General features: G+C 38.9%; 18 protein-coding genes. 4 read left to right on the forward strand and 14 right to left on the reverse strand.

The window, feature by feature from the left end:
- Nucleotides 1–70: 70 nt before the first annotated feature.
- The 6 genes from IYQ23_RS01265 to IYQ23_RS01290 all read right to left on the reverse strand — a co-directional run bounded on the left by IYQ23_RS01265 (nucleotide 71) and on the right by IYQ23_RS01290 (nucleotide 6,885).
- Nucleotides 71–436, reverse strand: coding sequence for a hypothetical protein (locus IYQ23_RS01265; RefSeq protein WP_195673850.1), 366 nt, complete (start codon nucleotides 434–436; stop codon nucleotides 71–73).
- Between the two features lies 1 nt (nucleotide 437).
- Nucleotides 438–1,142 (reverse strand): matrixin family metalloprotease, encoded by a 705-nt coding sequence (locus IYQ23_RS01270; RefSeq protein ID WP_195673851.1) that lies wholly within the window; start codon nucleotides 1,140–1,142, stop codon nucleotides 438–440.
- A gap of 144 nt (nucleotides 1,143–1,286) precedes the next feature.
- Nucleotides 1,287–2,078 (reverse strand): alpha/beta hydrolase, encoded by a 792-nt coding sequence (locus IYQ23_RS01275; RefSeq protein ID WP_195673852.1) that lies wholly within the window; start codon nucleotides 2,076–2,078, stop codon nucleotides 1,287–1,289.
- Nucleotides 2,079–2,180: 102 nt separating this feature from the next.
- The gene (locus tag IYQ23_RS01280; RefSeq protein WP_195673853.1) at nucleotides 2,181–3,842 is read right to left on the reverse strand and encodes a ribonuclease J; all 1,662 of its coding nucleotides are present in this window, start codon (nucleotides 3,840–3,842) and stop codon (nucleotides 2,181–2,183) included.
- A 697-nt stretch (nucleotides 3,843–4,539) separates the two neighbouring features.
- Nucleotides 4,540–5,826 (reverse strand): peptidase U32 family protein, encoded by a 1,287-nt coding sequence (locus IYQ23_RS01285; RefSeq protein ID WP_195673854.1) that lies wholly within the window; start codon nucleotides 5,824–5,826, stop codon nucleotides 4,540–4,542.
- A gap of 129 nt (nucleotides 5,827–5,955) precedes the next feature.
- A complete protein-coding gene (locus IYQ23_RS01290; RefSeq protein ID WP_195673855.1) occupies nucleotides 5,956–6,885 on the reverse strand; it encodes a peptidase U32 family protein in 930 nt (309 codons plus the stop codon).
- 139 nt (nucleotides 6,886–7,024) lie between these two features.
- Between IYQ23_RS01290 and IYQ23_RS01295 the strand changes: the two genes are divergently transcribed.
- Nucleotides 7,025–7,318 (forward strand): DUF3270 domain-containing protein, encoded by a 294-nt coding sequence (locus IYQ23_RS01295; RefSeq protein ID WP_195672886.1) that lies wholly within the window; start codon nucleotides 7,025–7,027, stop codon nucleotides 7,316–7,318.
- A 92-nt stretch (nucleotides 7,319–7,410) separates the two neighbouring features.
- Here IYQ23_RS01295 and IYQ23_RS01300 read toward each other — a convergent pair whose 3' ends face one another.
- The 8 genes from IYQ23_RS01300 to IYQ23_RS01335 all read right to left on the reverse strand — a co-directional run bounded on the left by IYQ23_RS01300 (nucleotide 7,411) and on the right by IYQ23_RS01335 (nucleotide 13,626).
- Nucleotides 7,411–7,878: a YtxH domain-containing protein gene (locus tag IYQ23_RS01300; RefSeq protein ID WP_106100543.1), complete on the reverse strand. Its 468-nt coding sequence runs from the start codon at nucleotides 7,876–7,878 to the stop codon at nucleotides 7,411–7,413.
- 15 nt (nucleotides 7,879–7,893) lie between these two features.
- The gene (locus IYQ23_RS01305) at nucleotides 7,894–8,277 is read right to left on the reverse strand and encodes a DUF948 domain-containing protein (RefSeq protein WP_195673856.1); all 384 of its coding nucleotides are present in this window, start codon (nucleotides 8,275–8,277) and stop codon (nucleotides 7,894–7,896) included.
- A gap of 18 nt (nucleotides 8,278–8,295) precedes the next feature.
- Nucleotides 8,296–9,069: a prolipoprotein diacylglyceryl transferase gene (gene lgt, locus IYQ23_RS01310; RefSeq protein ID WP_195672888.1), complete on the reverse strand. Its 774-nt coding sequence runs from the start codon at nucleotides 9,067–9,069 to the stop codon at nucleotides 8,296–8,298.
- Entirely contained in the window at nucleotides 9,062–9,994 is a 933-nt protein-coding gene (gene hprK / locus IYQ23_RS01315; RefSeq protein WP_003032689.1) for an HPr(Ser) kinase/phosphatase, read from the reverse strand. Before hprK ends, lgt begins: the two co-directional genes overlap by 8 nt.
- A gap of 117 nt (nucleotides 9,995–10,111) precedes the next feature.
- Nucleotides 10,112–10,633, reverse strand: a complete 522-nt coding sequence (locus IYQ23_RS01320) for an NUDIX hydrolase (RefSeq protein WP_195673857.1) — start codon at nucleotides 10,631–10,633, stop codon at nucleotides 10,112–10,114.
- Nucleotides 10,634–10,683: 50 nt separating this feature from the next.
- A complete protein-coding gene (locus IYQ23_RS01325) occupies nucleotides 10,684–10,956 on the reverse strand; it encodes a PspC domain-containing protein (protein WP_324253099.1) in 273 nt (90 codons plus the stop codon).
- A gap of 104 nt (nucleotides 10,957–11,060) precedes the next feature.
- The gene (locus IYQ23_RS01330) at nucleotides 11,061–11,510 is read right to left on the reverse strand and encodes a SprT family protein (RefSeq protein ID WP_195673859.1); all 450 of its coding nucleotides are present in this window, start codon (nucleotides 11,508–11,510) and stop codon (nucleotides 11,061–11,063) included.
- The gene (locus IYQ23_RS01335) at nucleotides 11,497–13,626 is read right to left on the reverse strand and encodes a Tex family protein (protein ID WP_195673860.1); all 2,130 of its coding nucleotides are present in this window, start codon (nucleotides 13,624–13,626) and stop codon (nucleotides 11,497–11,499) included. Before IYQ23_RS01335 ends, IYQ23_RS01330 begins: the two co-directional genes overlap by 14 nt.
- A gap of 120 nt (nucleotides 13,627–13,746) precedes the next feature.
- Here IYQ23_RS01335 and IYQ23_RS01340 point away from each other — a divergent pair, with 120 nt between their 5' ends.
- The 3 genes from IYQ23_RS01340 to IYQ23_RS01350 are packed head-to-tail and all read left to right on the forward strand — an operon-like array spanning nucleotide 13,747 to nucleotide 15,601.
- Nucleotides 13,747–13,887, forward strand: a complete 141-nt coding sequence (locus IYQ23_RS01340) for an SPJ_0845 family protein (RefSeq protein ID WP_003035023.1) — start codon at nucleotides 13,747–13,749, stop codon at nucleotides 13,885–13,887.
- Entirely contained in the window at nucleotides 13,884–14,789 is a 906-nt protein-coding gene (locus tag IYQ23_RS01345; protein WP_195673861.1) for a permease, read from the forward strand. The genes IYQ23_RS01340 and IYQ23_RS01345 overlap by 4 nt, the downstream gene beginning before the upstream one ends.
- Nucleotides 14,786–15,601 carry a TIGR03943 family putative permease subunit gene (locus IYQ23_RS01350; protein WP_195673862.1) on the forward strand — a complete coding sequence of 272 codons (816 nt, stop codon included), beginning with the start codon at nucleotides 14,786–14,788 and terminating at the stop codon, nucleotides 15,599–15,601. The genes IYQ23_RS01345 and IYQ23_RS01350 overlap by 4 nt, the downstream gene beginning before the upstream one ends.
- The last annotated feature ends 72 nt before the right edge of the window (nucleotides 15,602–15,673 follow it).

A 15,673-nucleotide genomic window follows, 5' to 3' on the forward strand; every position in this document is an offset into this window, starting at 1 on the left:
CTATTATAGCAGATTCCTATCCTAACTGCTATCTTAGAAAACAAAAATGCGGTTCATTTTGACCGCATTTTCATTTAAAACTACTTAAAATTTCTTGATTTTGCATCACAAGGTAAACACCTAATAGAATAATCAAAGCAAAAAGCCCTAATTTGATGATTCCTTTTACAAAACGAATCACCCAAAGGATCATCATCGAACCAATCAACCACATCACGGCTGAATGATTGAAAAAGCCTTGAACATCTTGACTGCTTTGACCAAAGAAATTCTGAATGGGTGCCGGAACATGTTCTTGCCATGCAGCTGTCACTCCAATACGATTTGCAATATCAGAGCCACTTTTCCATAACCATGCAAAAATACTAGAATTAAAGACAAACAAAAAAACTTGCTCTGGGAAATATCTAATGACTTTAAATATATTTTTTAACATTTTATGATTGATACAACTCCTTTACTGTTTGAACATCTACTGCTTGAATACCATAAAACGAGCCAGCAGATTGCATAACAGATTTTTCTTCATTGTGTTCCAATCCAATCGCATGTCCCAGTTCATGCTCTGCTGTGTTTACGATTCGCTCATAAGAGTAGCTATATTGACTGTTTAATAGATAATAACAATTTAGTCGAACAGTTACATTTGTAAAACGCTTGGTCAGCAAATTGGTTTTGGATTCTGCTTCGCCTGCCGCACTGACAGTGCTATTATTCATCTCTGTAGCTACAATATTGGCTTGATTTTTATCATTTACAATCTGGAAAGTAAAGGCACCCGTTTGATTCCAGGCACGAATAGCTTCCTGATAAGCTGAGCGAAATGTCTCGTCTTGTGTATCTATATAAACCGTAGCACTCGCTGTGTCCCATCGGACACCAGACGCTTGGTGACCATGATTGTCCGATAGCTGTTTGGTCAGGTCTTTCACATTTTGCCCGACACCTAGCTGACTATCCTGTCCACTTACATATCGATAAATTTGACTGACATCTTGCTGAAGTGTTGTCGAAAAATTGCTTTTAGAAGGACTAATGACATACAAGATTCCCACTAAAAAGAGTGCTGTTAATGCAAGGCTATAAACTAAACGCCATATCAAGCGCAACAGCGCCGAAAATATTCGAAATATAAACCTCATACTTCCCTCCTAATCTCAAATGTAAAGAGTAAGTATAATGAGATTCGCTTAAAAATTTCTTAACATAGAGAACTGTAAAAGAAAGAATAAAATATTGACAAAAAAATGTAAATTTCTGTCAAAAAGGGCATCTCTCAAGCAACTTTAGGATAAGCGCTCTTCTACTTCAAAATCAATCGGCAGCCATTTCAGAAATTCCTCTAATTGTTTTTCCCAGTAATACCACTCGTGCTTTCCCGGATTATGATGATAGGTGATATCTAAGCTACATTCGCGCAATTGTTTAACAGCTACTTCATTTGCTCGATAAAGAAAATCTTGCTCCCCACACCAAGCGTAAAATTTAGTCTTTTTATCTGACTTCTTTGCCATTGTCGTCAAAAAATGCCGCTTGACATCAACTGCTTTCAAATCACCAAACACACCTTGCCAATAGTTGAGCGTACCGCCAGGAAGTTCTTCTATGTCCACATCATCCAAACCGAGCCCAATAGCGCCTGAAAATGACCCTGCATAGGAGAATCGATCTGTCGTCAAGGCTATTTTATAAGCCCCATAACCTCCCATTGACAGACCTACAATAAAGGTTTTCTCTCGTTTCCGACTCATATTAGGAAAGAAACGATGCATAACCTCAGGCAATTCTTTTGCTATGGCATCATAATACTTCAATCCATAAGCAGTATTGGTGTACCAAGCAAGATCTGTTGACGGCATAATGACAATTAAATTTGTATAGCGCAGTAAACGCTCAATATTCGTCCGTTTGCGCCACGAATTTTCATTGCCGCCCATGCCGTGCAAAAGGTAAAGAACGGGAATATCCGTATCTGCTACCTGACCGGGAGCTACTGCATCCGCATCAGGATATATGACATTGACACGACGCTCCATTTCTAGTACTACTGAATGATATTCTATTTCAAAAAATGCCATTTTTTCTCCTTTTCATATAAATGTAAGAAAGGGGTTGGAACAAACGTCCTGACCCCACTATTTTTGTTACTATAGGTTAAATGTACTTACTTATTTATTTTCTTAACGCACTTCCATTACAACAGGTAAAATTGCTGGACGACGTTTGGTTTGCTCAAAGAGATATTTCGCAAGATTATCACGCACAGCTCCCTTCAGTTCACCCCAGTCAAAATTATCTTTTGCAAGATAATCTTCCACTGTTTTATTGATTAAGTCAGAACTTTCACGCAAAATATCACGGCTTTTCTTGACATAAACAAATCCACGCGTATGAACCTTAGCTTTGGAAATAATCTTCTTGTCACGACGGTTCACCGTAATGGCGACGATAAAGATACCGTCTTCAGACAGAACTTTACGGTCACGAAGAACGATATTCCCTACATCACCAATCGCATTTCCGTCAATCATGACATCGCCAGCAGGGACTGCACCAGCAAGTAAGAAATCTCCTTTTTCATATTCCATAATGCTACCGCGTTTTGGAATAAAAATGTTTTCTGGCAACATACCAATTGCCATTGCAGCTTTAGCATGCGCTGCCAATTCACGATATTCTCCTTGAATTGGGAACAAGAATTTTGGCTGCAAGAGGTTTAATATCAATTGCAAATCGCGCTCATTTCCATGTCCAGACACTCGCAAATCTTGCGTAATTAGTTTGACAACACCACCTGCTTGGTAGATCATGTTTTCTACACGTGCCACCAAGGCTTCTTTTGCGATAGACGGTGTTGTAACAATATAAACCAAATCACCTTCTTTGATTTCTACATAACGGTGACGACCAATAGACATCTTGCGCAAGCCATTGATTGGCTCACCCATACGCCCAGTTTCCAAAATAATCAACTCATGATCTTCAAACTTGGACATTTCTTTTGGTTTGATTAGCAAACGTTCGTCCACAAGTGATAATTTCTTCAAGCGAATAGCTGTACGAACGATATTTTCAATGTCAAATCCAGTCAACACAACACGACGCCCTGTCCTAGCAGCAGCTTCAAAGACTTGTTGAATCCGAGAAAGATTGCTTGCAACCGCCGCAACAATCACGCGCCCTTCCCAATCACCAATCGTATTGCTAATTTCTTTTGCAACTTCGCTCTCACTTGCCACTTGAATCGTACTATCCGCATTTGCAGAATCACTAAGAAGAGCTAGAACGCCTTCACGACCAATTTCCGCCAAGCGAGCAAAATCTGTTGCATAAGACTGACTAGCCGTTTGGTCGAACTTGAAATCACCTGTGTAAACAATATTGCCTTCAGACGTTTTCAAAACAATCCCTAAACTCTCTGGAATAGAGTGCGTTGTTTTAAAGAAAGATACAACCGTACCACCAAAATCAATCTCTGTGTCTTCATCAATCACATGAAAATCATTGAACTTTTTGACCGTATCATTTCCTTTGACAAATAACTTAGCCAACTCAATCGTCAATTCTGAGCCAAATACAGGAACTTTCGTTTCAGCCAATAAATAAGGCAAGGCACCAATTGCATCTGCATGCCCGTGTGTCAAAAAGACCCCTGCAATACGGTCCTTATTTTCAAACAAATAGTCCATATTTGGAATAACAAAATCCACACCAAGCTGTTCATTTTCTGGATATTTTAATCCGACATCCAGGACGAAAATAGATTCATCCACTTCAGCGATGTAAAGATTTTTTCCATTCTCACGTACGCCACCTAAAGCAATCAATTTAATATTGCTCATTGATTCTCCTTTTCAAATTTTTTTACTAACGGTCCTTGGAATCCCAAGTCGAATTACAGTTTTGCAAATCTTTTGCATATCCAATTTATTATACTACTTTTCATGATTTTTTTCAAAGAACAGAGCATACAAAAAACTCCTAGTTACTGTATATCTACAGAAAGCTAGGAGCCGTCTCTATTTGCTAATAAGTGATAGATAGACTTTCAGAAAGTAATTATCTGAAAAGAGATTCTTATGATGATTCCATCGTTATTTTATTAAAGAATGATTTTCTTGTCCACAATATATCAAAAACAAGTTTTTTCATCTAAAACAATAGCGGTTTTATACCAAAGCGTGAAAATCATTAAAAAGCTTCTACCGACTGCATCAAATAATATTCTTATTTATTCTTACTTTGCGTTCCTTATACGCGATGCAATTCTACAAACCACTACATGACATCTTCAGAAATATTTATCAAATACCTCCAATTAAGAAAAACAATTAGCAAATAGAAACTAATACATCATAAACGATTTAAAATATGAACGTTCCGATACCCATTGGAATCAGCCCTTTCTTATCTTTCTTTAATTATATTGTACACCTTCTTTTTTAAAAAAGCAAGCGTTTACATCCAAATTTTTAAAATATTTTTTGCAAATGAAAAGAGGCAGAATTAACCATTCAAACCTCTTCTCAATGTGGATTTTTATGCCCGTACTGTGACACTTGTGCCGTCTTCTTTATAAAGATTTATCAAACCTTCTTTACGACTACGTACCATATCACCTGGATAAACTGGATGTGGCAAGGAAATCGTCAACAGTTCCATCGGATTAGGAGCCCGATTAATTTTATTTCCATCTGAATCGTGTAAATCTGTAATGACTGCATCAAAATGACGAAAACCAGGACCATAAAATTCAACTGGGTCGCCCTCGTTAATGACATTTCGTTGCCGAATAGTCGCTGTTTGCGTATCAGGGTCATAAGCCACCACTTCTGCCACAAATTTATATTGCGGAATTTTGCGGCGTGCTCCAAAAAGCTGCTCATTTTCAGTTGGTGTATGATAGTAAAATCCCGTTGCCAACTCACGTTGCGCAACTTTCCACATTTCATCTACTAAATCTTGCTTGATTGCTTCAAACTTTTCAGGACTTTCAAGATAAGCATCTACTGCCGCCTTGTAACAATTTGAAACAGTAGATACATAGTGAATAGACTTCATGCGTCCTTCAATTTTCAAGCTGTCTACTCCATTTTCAATCATATCTGGAATATGGTCAATCATGGACATATCCACAGCCGACATAGAAAATTCTTCTGGAATTTCGCCTTTTAAGCTCTTGCGCTCTTGTCCAAAGGGCATATCGTAAAGGTCATATTTCCAGCGGCAAGATTGAGAGCAGCCCCCACGATTGGCATCCCGCATGCTCATGTGATTAGATAAAGTACAGCGCCCTGAGTAAGAAATGCACATAGCACCATGAACAAAAGCTTCAATCTCCACATCGGTGTGTTTGCGGATTTCTGCTAGTTCTTCCATAGAAACCTCACGCGCCAAAACGACACGTGTCAACCCCAAATCTTTCCAAAATTCCAGGGTTTCATAGTTTGTTGCGCTAGCTTGTGTTGACAAGTGTACTTCCAAACCTGGCGCTTCTGTACAAGCAATGGCAATCAAAGCTGGGTCAGATACGATAACGGCAGAAATGCCAATATCCCGCAAAGTGCGGAACCATTCCCCAGCTCCTTCTTCATTGCCTTCGTGGGTTACCATGTTCGCAGCCACATAGACTTTTGCGCCATGTTCACGAGCAAATTGAACGCCCTCTTCCATTTCTTCAAACGTAAAATTTCCAGCACGACTGCGCAAACCATAGGCTTGTCCGCCAATATAAACAGCATCCGCTCCATAACGAATGGCGACTTTTAATTTTTCCAACGTTCCAGCAGGCCCCAGAACTTCTGGTCTTTTCAAAGTTTTTGTCATATTCTCGCTCTTTTCTAAATTCTAATACTTAGCCTTTTTATTTTATAGCAAAAAGGGCTTGAAAGCAAGCTAAAGTGGCAGATTGTGAATGTTAAACAAGCAGTCACAACTCGCGACCACCTGTATTCCTTATTTCACCTGGTCTGGATCATATTCATAAAATCCAGTATCCAAGAAACGATTTTTGGGATGCAATTGATGAATCTGCTCATCCAAAAGGAAAGCCTGATCATGTGTAAATTGATTGGTCTCAATCAGCTCACGCGCTTGCACAAAGAGTTTGGCAATTTCAACAAAATTGTGTCCTGGCGTGTAAATGCCTTCTAATTTCCAATGTGTAAAGCCATGTTCTACCAACTCTCCAAGTTTCGTCATCATATCCAAATCATTATTTGCAAAAATATGCGTCCCATGATTGTCCTCAAAAATAGAATAATGGCTATCTGGGTCACTCGGCTCTGCAAGGAATAAATCACGCTCACGACTCTTTTCGTCATCAATATGAGTGAAATTATAATAATTTTGCAAAAGCGGACGCTTAGAGTGATGAATGACGCTAGCGCCATAAACTAAAATCTCAACAGGAATTTCTAAAATATCTTGCATTTTAAATAGTTCAGCAGATGGGATTTCACGCGCTAGAACTGCCTCAGAAGCGCCAGCTTTTTGCCCCCAGAAGTTTACTTGACGACTGCTAGCAACCATAGTCGAGGCATCATAAATCGTCTTAAACGGATAACCGTCACGTTTTAACACATAAAAAACTCCAGCATCTCCCACAGTAATATAATCTGCCTGAATATCCACTAAAAAATCTAGAAATGGCTTGATTTTATTCATCATTTCCTGATGCATCAAAGCATTGACAGCAACTGTCAACTTTCTGCCTGCCTCATGTACAAGGGCTGCAATCTGCCGCAATTCGTCATAAGAAAAAGTATGGGGTAATCGAAGACCATACTCTTTTTCACCTACATAAATGCGATCCACACCTGCTTCTAAAAGCTCTTTTACTTGTTCAACGCTCTCAGCTGTCGCTGTAATGATAATCTTTTTCATAGCAAAATTATAACATATTTTTGATTTCTCTTCTATATTTTTAATTTGAAAAGCATTTTTAGCCTTTTTGTAATCGTTATGTAATATTTATCTAATTAAAATCATGATAAAATAAGAGAGTACTGTAAGGAGAGAGAACATGACCGCAAGAAAATATCAGTCCTATCAAGAGGACTACACCTATCCAGAACTAGAGCAAGAACAATATCCCCTTTATCAAGATTACATTCCTGAAGCAAAAACGAATCCAAACCTGAAAGAATTACTATTTTTCGTGAATATTGCTACATTTTGTATCTTGACAGCTTTATTTAGCTTTTTATTCCTGTCTATTAAAATAAACACTTTCTTAGCTTTTACTTTAGCAATTGGTGTTAGTTTAGTCTGCATTAAAATGCAGCAAGCATTTATTCGTCGAAAAAGAAATAAATAGTTTTGGGATTGAAGTGCCTGCTTTTTCAAAGGCACTGTTTTTATTGTGATTCGTTGTGATGTAAAATCGATTTAGTTAAAAAAATTGAGGTGCTAGTCCTCAATTTTTTTGTCTTCATTTTCCGATTCTTGGTTTTCTGTCAAATCAATGACAATATCCTCCGATGTGGTTTCTTTATCAACTGGTTCTTGCTCAGTTTTTTTGAAATCTTCTGGAGAGATACCTTCTGGTGTCATTTTTTCTTTCCATTCTTGCATTTTCTCTTGTGAGAAGTCAACTACTTGTTTCGTTGCTTCTTTCACAGAGTCAAGAATTGTTTCACCTGTAATTTCTCCGCTCTCAACCTTTTCTTTGGCTTGGTTGACTGCTTCTGCAGCTTGATTAGAGAAATGATTGGCTTTTTGTACTACTTGATCTTTAAAATCATCTGGATTTTCTTTGACCTCATTCATGAAATCAGAAACCTTAGCTGTCACTTCTTTTCCTTTTTTACTTGTGAGAAATACCGCTGCAGCCGCACCAGAGATTGTTCCTAAAAGGATAGATGAAAATTTACCCATAATAAACCTTCTTTCTTATTTTTTAAATAGTTTAGTAACCATACGTAAAGCCGATAAAGTTGCACCAGCTTTGATACTATTTTTTCCTGCTGCAGCAGCTTTTTTGCTCAAATGACGAGCGGAATCATTCAAATCCGAAACGGACTCAGATAAATCTGCAACTGCAGTGAAAAGCGGGTCAATGGTTGTCATTTTTCCATTAATATCATCTGCTAAAACATTCACTTTCGTTAACAATTCATTGGTTTGATAAAGTGTCACATTGACATCTGTCGTCAACACCTGAATTGTTTTTTCTGTTTCATCAACGACATTTGAGATTTTCCTAACCAAAAAAATCGTATAAACAATCAAAGCAATCAAAGCAAGGGCAACTAGACTATAAGTAATTTCAAGCATTTTTCTTCTCCTAACTTTTTAATAATAAGGGGTATCTTTTTTTCTGCGTTGGTAAATGACGAGAATGATTCCTGCAACCACTAGAACAGCAGACAACCATTGCGACACACGCAAGCCCGCAAACATGAGACTATCTGTTCGCATACCTTCAATCACCATGCGACCTATTCCATACCAAACAAGATAAAATCCAGTCATTTCTCCACGTTTGAGGAAATTTTTCTTTCTTCTCGCAACCATCACTAAAGCAAATCCTAACAAATTCCAAACCGACTCATAAAGAAAAGTTGGTTGTCGGTAATGACCATCAATGTACATTTGGTTGCGCATAAAACTTGGTAAGTAATTTAGACTTTTAACAACCGCTCCGTAAGCCTCTTGATTGAAGAAATTTCCCCAGCGCCCAAGACTTTGGGCAATCATCACTCCTGGAACCGCAATATCTAAAAAGTCTAGCGTATTGATAAGCTTTCTTTGTGAGAAAAAATACAAGACAATCGCTCCGGTGATTAAACCGCCATAGATAGCAATTCCTCCGTGCCAAATGGCAAAAATCTCAGCAGGATTTTTAGCATAATAGCCCCAATCAAAAATGACATAATAAATGCGAGCTCCAACGATTGCTAAGGGAAACGCAATGAGGATAAAATCAAGAATGTCATCTGGAATGATTTTCTTTCGCGGCGCTTCACGCATAGCCAGATAAACAGCTAAAACTAAACCTGTTACAATACAAATCGCATACCAGCGAATACTTAGAGGTCCTATTTTAAATGCAATTGGATTAATCATGAGACACCTCATTCTCACTAATGAGATTGGTCAAGCGTTCCTCAAAAGTCTTCGTGGCATCAAAGCCCATCTCTTTAGCACGGTAATTCATCGCTGCTGCTTCAATCACCACCGAAATGTTGCGACCCGTTTTCACAGGAATACGAATCCTTGGAATGGACACACCTGATACTTCAAACTCTTCACCATTATTTCCCAAACGGTCAAATGTTTTATTGACATCATAATTTTCCAGATAAACAGCCAATTGAACCTGTGATGAATCCTTGACAGCACTAGCTCCATAAAGGCTCATGACATCAATAATCCCAACACCGCGTATTTCAAGTAAATGGCGCAAAATTTCCGCTGGCTCGCCCCAGAGAGTCATTTCATCTTTTGCGTAGATATCTACGCGGTCATCCGCAACTAAACGATGTCCCCGTTTCACCAGTTCTAAACCAGTCTCGCTTTTTCCGATTCCACTATCTCCTTGAATCAAGACACCCATGCCATAAATATCCATTAGAACGCCATGAATACTGGTTCGCTCAGCCAAACGTGAATCTAGATAGCTAGAAATTTCACCGGATAAACGACTCGTCGGTGTGCGGCTGCTGAGAACAACAATTTTATTTTCCTTTGCAGCCTTCAACATCTCATCAGGTACTTTCAGATCACGCGCCACAATCATAACAGTGTCTCGTTCAAACATTTTCCGTAAAACCTGATAGCGATTGTGAGAGGTCATCTTCATCAAGTAAGACCATTCTTTCATTCCCATTAGCTGGATACGTTCTGGTGTGTAATAGTCAAAATAGCCTGTCATTTCAAGTCCTGGGCGGGAAATATCAGAGGTCGTAATTTCTCTTTCCAACATTTTCTCATCGCCATAAACCACATTTAATCTGACTTTTTTTAATAGATCTTTGATCTTTACAGTCATATTCTTCCCCTTTGATAGTTTCTTTTTCTATTATAGCAAATTTTGAGATTAAAGGAGAGTTTCATCCTTGATTTTGCAAAGAAAATGGATGCAACCATATATAATATATAGCATTTACTACTTCTCTGACTGGAGCATTTTTTCTACAATTTGTTTTTGATTTTGAAATAAAGGATAACGATTCATAAAATAACGGAGTTCACTAGGTTTCAGCCAGATGTGGCTATCCGTTTCACCTTCTTGATATTTCACGTCTTTCTCTGTGACGATTGCCTCATAAAAATCAAAATGGCAGTGATCTTTAGGTGAAGTCGTCTGCTCAATCAGTTGTATTTTTCTAGGAATCAGCCCAGTTTCTTCCCGCAATTCACGATAGGCTGCGGTCATGCTATCTTCACCAGCCAACACACTCCCTCCTGCACCAAACTCATAATAATTAGGATGAATTTCTTTTTTTGGACTGCGGTGCATCAGGAGAAATTCTCCATCTATATGGCGAACGAAGACATTGACACAAAGGTGATACTGCCCTTCCGCAATTGGTTGACCTCTCTTTAGAAAATCTCCTTGTCGCTCTCTTTGCTCATTATAAGCATCCCAATATTCCATTTCTCCTCCTCCCAAAATAAAGGAGTCCATTGTCCGAACTCCTTTCTAGCATATATAACCAAACGCTTGCTCCAACACACTCACCAAAACCAGCCGTCATCTTCTTTGATTGCTTCTGCTTCTTTGCGCTTACGAGGTCCTGTTCCATACATTTCTTCTTCTACGTCTTCCTTGTAAGGCATCACAGATGATAAAATGATGTAGATGATAATTCCTAAGCCCAAATTAAAAATGGTAAATAAAACGAATAAAAAGCGAACAAGCCCTACATCTAAACCAAATTTGTCCGACAAACCAGCCAAGACTCCTGATACAGCGCTATTTCGGCGTAATTTATAAAATTTTGTTTTCATAATCATTTAGCCTCTTTCATTGATACTAAATCTAGTGTAGCACATTTCAGTCATCATGCCATCCGTCCCTAGGCGGATTTCTGATTGTTTCGCGAAAATAGTCATTAAGACTGCAACTGTCTGATAAAAATGAGTTTCCCTTGACAACGTCTGCAGCAATACCGCTCAGTATTGATTCGTCTTTTTCTATGATATTGTGCACGACAATGCAAGCATTGATAAACAAGCGTTTTTGAAGTTGATTGGCTTGATAAAGTAGGGGCATAGCGCAAACCGTCCACTGCTTTCAATAATTGCTTGAAATCTCGATCCTTATGCCGATAGTCCTTCTTTTCAAAGTAAAGATGATAGTGACACAACTCATGCCGCACAATTTTTCGGAAGGTTTCTAAACCAAACTGTTCATAGATTCTAGGATTAAAATCAAGATGACCATCCTTTGAAAAAAAGCGTCCACCTGTTGAGCGAAGATGCTTATTCCAAGAAGCCGTATGTCGAAATTCTTTGTCAAAATCTTCCAAAGAGACTTGTCTGACATAGTTAGTTAGATTCACGCGGTGCCACTAAGGAAAGATTGACCTTTTCTCTTTCTATATCCAGCTTATCCACCCACACGGTTACCAAATCACCAACAGAAACTACTTGGCTTGGATGTTTGACATAGCTGTTACTAAGCTTAGAAATGTGAATCAAGCCGTCTTCGTGAATGCCAATATCGACAAAAGCACCAAAATCAACAACATTGCGGACAACGCCTTCTAACTTTTGCCCAATTTGTAAGTCCTTCATATCAAGGACATCTTGACGCAGAACCGGTGCATCAAATGAATCACGCATATCACGACCTGGCTTGAGTAAGTCTGCAATGATATCCTTGAGGGTAGCTTCTCCCAAGTTCAAATCTGCAGCAACTTTTTTGATATCTAAAGACTGCAATTTTTCTTGAGCGGCTTGATCTAAGTCCGTAATTGCAAGCGTTTGGAACAATTTCTCAACAGCTGGATAGCTCTCTGGGTGAACGCCTGTATTATCTAAAACATTGTCACTTTCGGGAATTCGTAAGAACCCTGCCGCCTGTTCAAATGCTTTAGCACCTAGACGAGGAACTTTTTTAATCTCCTCACGCGAGCGAATCACGCCTTCTTCTTCACGATATTTGACAATATTTTCAGAAATCGTTTTGTTTAACCCTGCCACATGCGATAGAAGAGATGGGCTTGCGGTATTGATATTAACGCCGACTTGGTTAACAACGGTGTCTACGACAAAATCCAAGCTTTCAGATAATTTCTTCTGGCTCACATCATGTTGGTATTGACCGACACCGATTGATTTTGGGTCAATTTTAACTAGCTCTGCAAGAGGGTCTTGCAAACGCCGGGCAATCGAGATAGCCGAACGTTTCTCAACGGTCAAATCAGGGAACTCATGCCGCGCCAATTCGCTAGCAGAATAAACAGACGCACCGCTTTCATTGACAATAACATAGCTGACGTTTGGATGAGTTTTCAATACTTCAGCGACAAATGCTTCACTTTCACGACTAGCTGTTCCATTCCCAATAGCAATGATTTCAACACCAAATTGGTCAATCAAGTCTGACAAATCTTGCTTAGAAGCTTCAATTTGCGCTGCTTTTGCCGGTGGAACAGGATAGATAACCTGAGTTGTCAGCATTTTTCCAGTTGCATCTACGACTGCTAATTTTGCTCCTGTCCGAAAAGCTGGGTCAAATCCTAGTACCACGCGTCCTTTGAGTGGCGCAATCAAGAGCAGATTTCGCAGATTATCTGAAAAAAGTTGAATCGCTCCGCCTCCTGCAGTTTCGGTCAATTCTGCCCTAATCCGACGTTCCATAGCTGGAATGATTTTCTTTTTCACAGCTTGCTGGATTGCTTCATGAATGTAGTCATTTTTGACCTTAAAGCGCACTTCAAAGAAGCGGATAATCTTATCTACATTGTTCTCAAAACTAACTTTGAGAACACCTAGCTTTTCACCACGATTCAGTGCTAAGGTGCGATACCCCTGCATATCTGCGATTTTTTCGGAAAAGTCATAATAAATTTGAAACACTTGCTTTTCGTCCAAATCTTGATCTTTTAAAGTTGAAACAATGCTTGAATTTTTCAGCATTTCATGATAAGTCCAAGCACGCAGTTGTACATCTTCTGAAATGGCTTCCACTAAAATATCTACAGCTCCAGCTAGAGCTGCTTCTGCCGTCGGAAATGTTTCGTTAGTTAAGGCAGTTGCTTCCTCTTGAAGAGTGGCAGCATTTTGTAATATGAGTCGTGCCAAAGGAAAAAGTCCTGCTTCACGTGCAATCGTAGCTTTTGTCCGACGTTTTTCTTTGTAAGGAAGATAAAGTTCTTCCACATCAGCCAACTTTTCAGCTGCTTCAATGGCCGCACGCAATTTGTCCGTCAGCTTTCCTTGTTCCTCAATCTTTGCCAGCACCGTTGCTTTACGCTCTCTGAGGTTCGTCAGACTTTTATCCAAATCAAGAATAGCCTTAATCTCTACCTCATCCAAATTACCTGTCATTTCTTTCCGATAACGAGCGATAAACGGAATCGTGTTGCCCTCTGCTGTCAGTTCCAATACTTTTTCAATTTGCTTCTGACTAATCTTTAAACTTTGCGATAGTTCGATAATATTTGTTTCCATAAAGAACATTATACCACATTCATCTCCTTCTTTCACAAGCTAATCTCTATTCTGCTGACTTTATTTCACCATAATTTTCAAAATGATAGTATAATAGTTAAAAAGGAAAAGGAGGCTGTTATGGCTATTAAATTTACACGTTCAGATGATTTGGACAAAATGTTTGAAGAATTTGCAACATTACCTAAAATCGAAAAAGTAGAATTTCCTGATGAAAAAGAAAAAAAGACCCCAAAAGAGCAAAAGGCTAAAAAGTCATGAGCTTTTTTAATCAACTGCCACCTAGCGTTTTGCAAGCTGGTGCGATTTTCCTCTCCATTATTATTGAAGCACTACCTTTTGTGCTGATTGGGAGCATTATTTCAGGTTTTATAGAGGTTTATATCACACCAGACAAAGTTTATCGCTATCTGCCTAAAAATAAATGGGGTAGGATTTTCTTTGGTACGTTTATTGGCTTCATTTTCCCTTCTTGCGAATGTGGAATTGTCCCTATTATCAATCGCTTTTTGGAAAAAAAAGTACCAAGTTACACGGCTGTGCCTTTTATGGTGACAGCACCTGTTATCAATCCTATCGTTCTTTTTGCGACCTATTCTGCCTTCGGGAATTCCCTTAAGATGGCTTTGCTCAGAGCGCTTGGTTCTATTATTGTAGCAATTGTTCTAGGAATTTTCTTTGGCTTTCTCAATACTGCAACTATTCAAAAAGAGAATCGAGTCATTCAGCATGAACACGACTTCTCCCATTTAAGTCAGCCAAAGAAAGTATTTCAAGTGTTTGTGCAGTCTATTGACGAATTTTTTGATACAGGTCGTTACTTAGTCTTTGGTTGTCTCTTTGCCAGTCTAGTGCAAGTCTACGTGCCTACACGCATTCTGACTTCCATTAGTGCAACACCGCTTATGGCTATCTTACTATTGATGCTGCTTGCATTTCTTCTCTCACTTTGCAGTGAAGCAGATGCCTTTATTGGTAGTTCGCTCATTTCTAGTTTTGGCTTAGCGCCAGTCCTGGCTTTTCTCGTCATTGGACCAATGCTAGATGTGAAAAATATCCTCATGATGAAAAATTACCTCAAAGGACGATTCATCTGGCAATTCATTGGAATTGTTAGTTTAGTTGTTGTCATTTACTCTTGGCTTGTGGGGGTGGTGCTATGATTCGTTTTCTAATTTTAGCTGGTTACTTTGAAATCACCATGTATCTGCAACTTTCCGGCAAGCTCAATCAATACATCAACATGCATTTTTCTTATTTGGCATATATTTCCATGATACTTTCTTTCGTGCTAGCTATTGTGCAGCTCATCGTCTGGATGAAAAAAATGAAAGTACACAGCCATTTGACGAGCCGCTCAGCAAAATTTGCTAGCATTGCTTTTCTTGTTGTACCACTTATCGTTGCTCTCTTCTTTCCAACGGTCAATTTGGACTCTACAACCGTTTCTGCTAAGGGCTACCATTTTCCTCTAGCTGATAGTAGTTCAAAGAGCATTCAGGCTGATGAAGGTACTACCAATCAATACCTGAAGCCTGATACCAGTACCTATTTTACTAAAAGTGCTTACGAGAAGGAAATGCGGGCAGCTGCAAAAAAATATCTGAAAAAAGATGTCATCTCCGTTACGACGGAAAATTATATGGAAGTCATGGAAGTCCTCTATGATTATCCAGATGAATTTGCAGGGAAACGGTTAGAATTTACTGGCTTTGTCTACAACGACCCAAGTGATAAAAACAGCCAGTTTCTTTTCCGTTTCGGTATTATCCACTGTATCGCAGATTCAGGGGTTTATGGACTTCTGACAACTGGTAATACAGAGCATTTTGACAATAATACTTGGATAAGAGCGAGTGGAAAAATCACTATTCGCTACCATAAGCAACTAGGACAAAGCTTGCCAACGCTTGAAGTGGATAGTTTCAAGAAAGTTGAAAAACCTAGCAATCCTTATGTTTACCGCGTATTTTAAACCACATTAAATAAGCAAAAGAAGACCTGAGAAGTATTTCTCTAGGTCTCCTATTATGCTCTTTTATAAGTA

The sequence above is a fragment of the Streptococcus sp. HF-100 genome (assembly GCF_015594635.1).
In the GTDB taxonomy this organism is placed as follows: Bacteria; Bacillota; Bacilli; order Lactobacillales; family Streptococcaceae; genus Streptococcus; species Streptococcus vaginalis.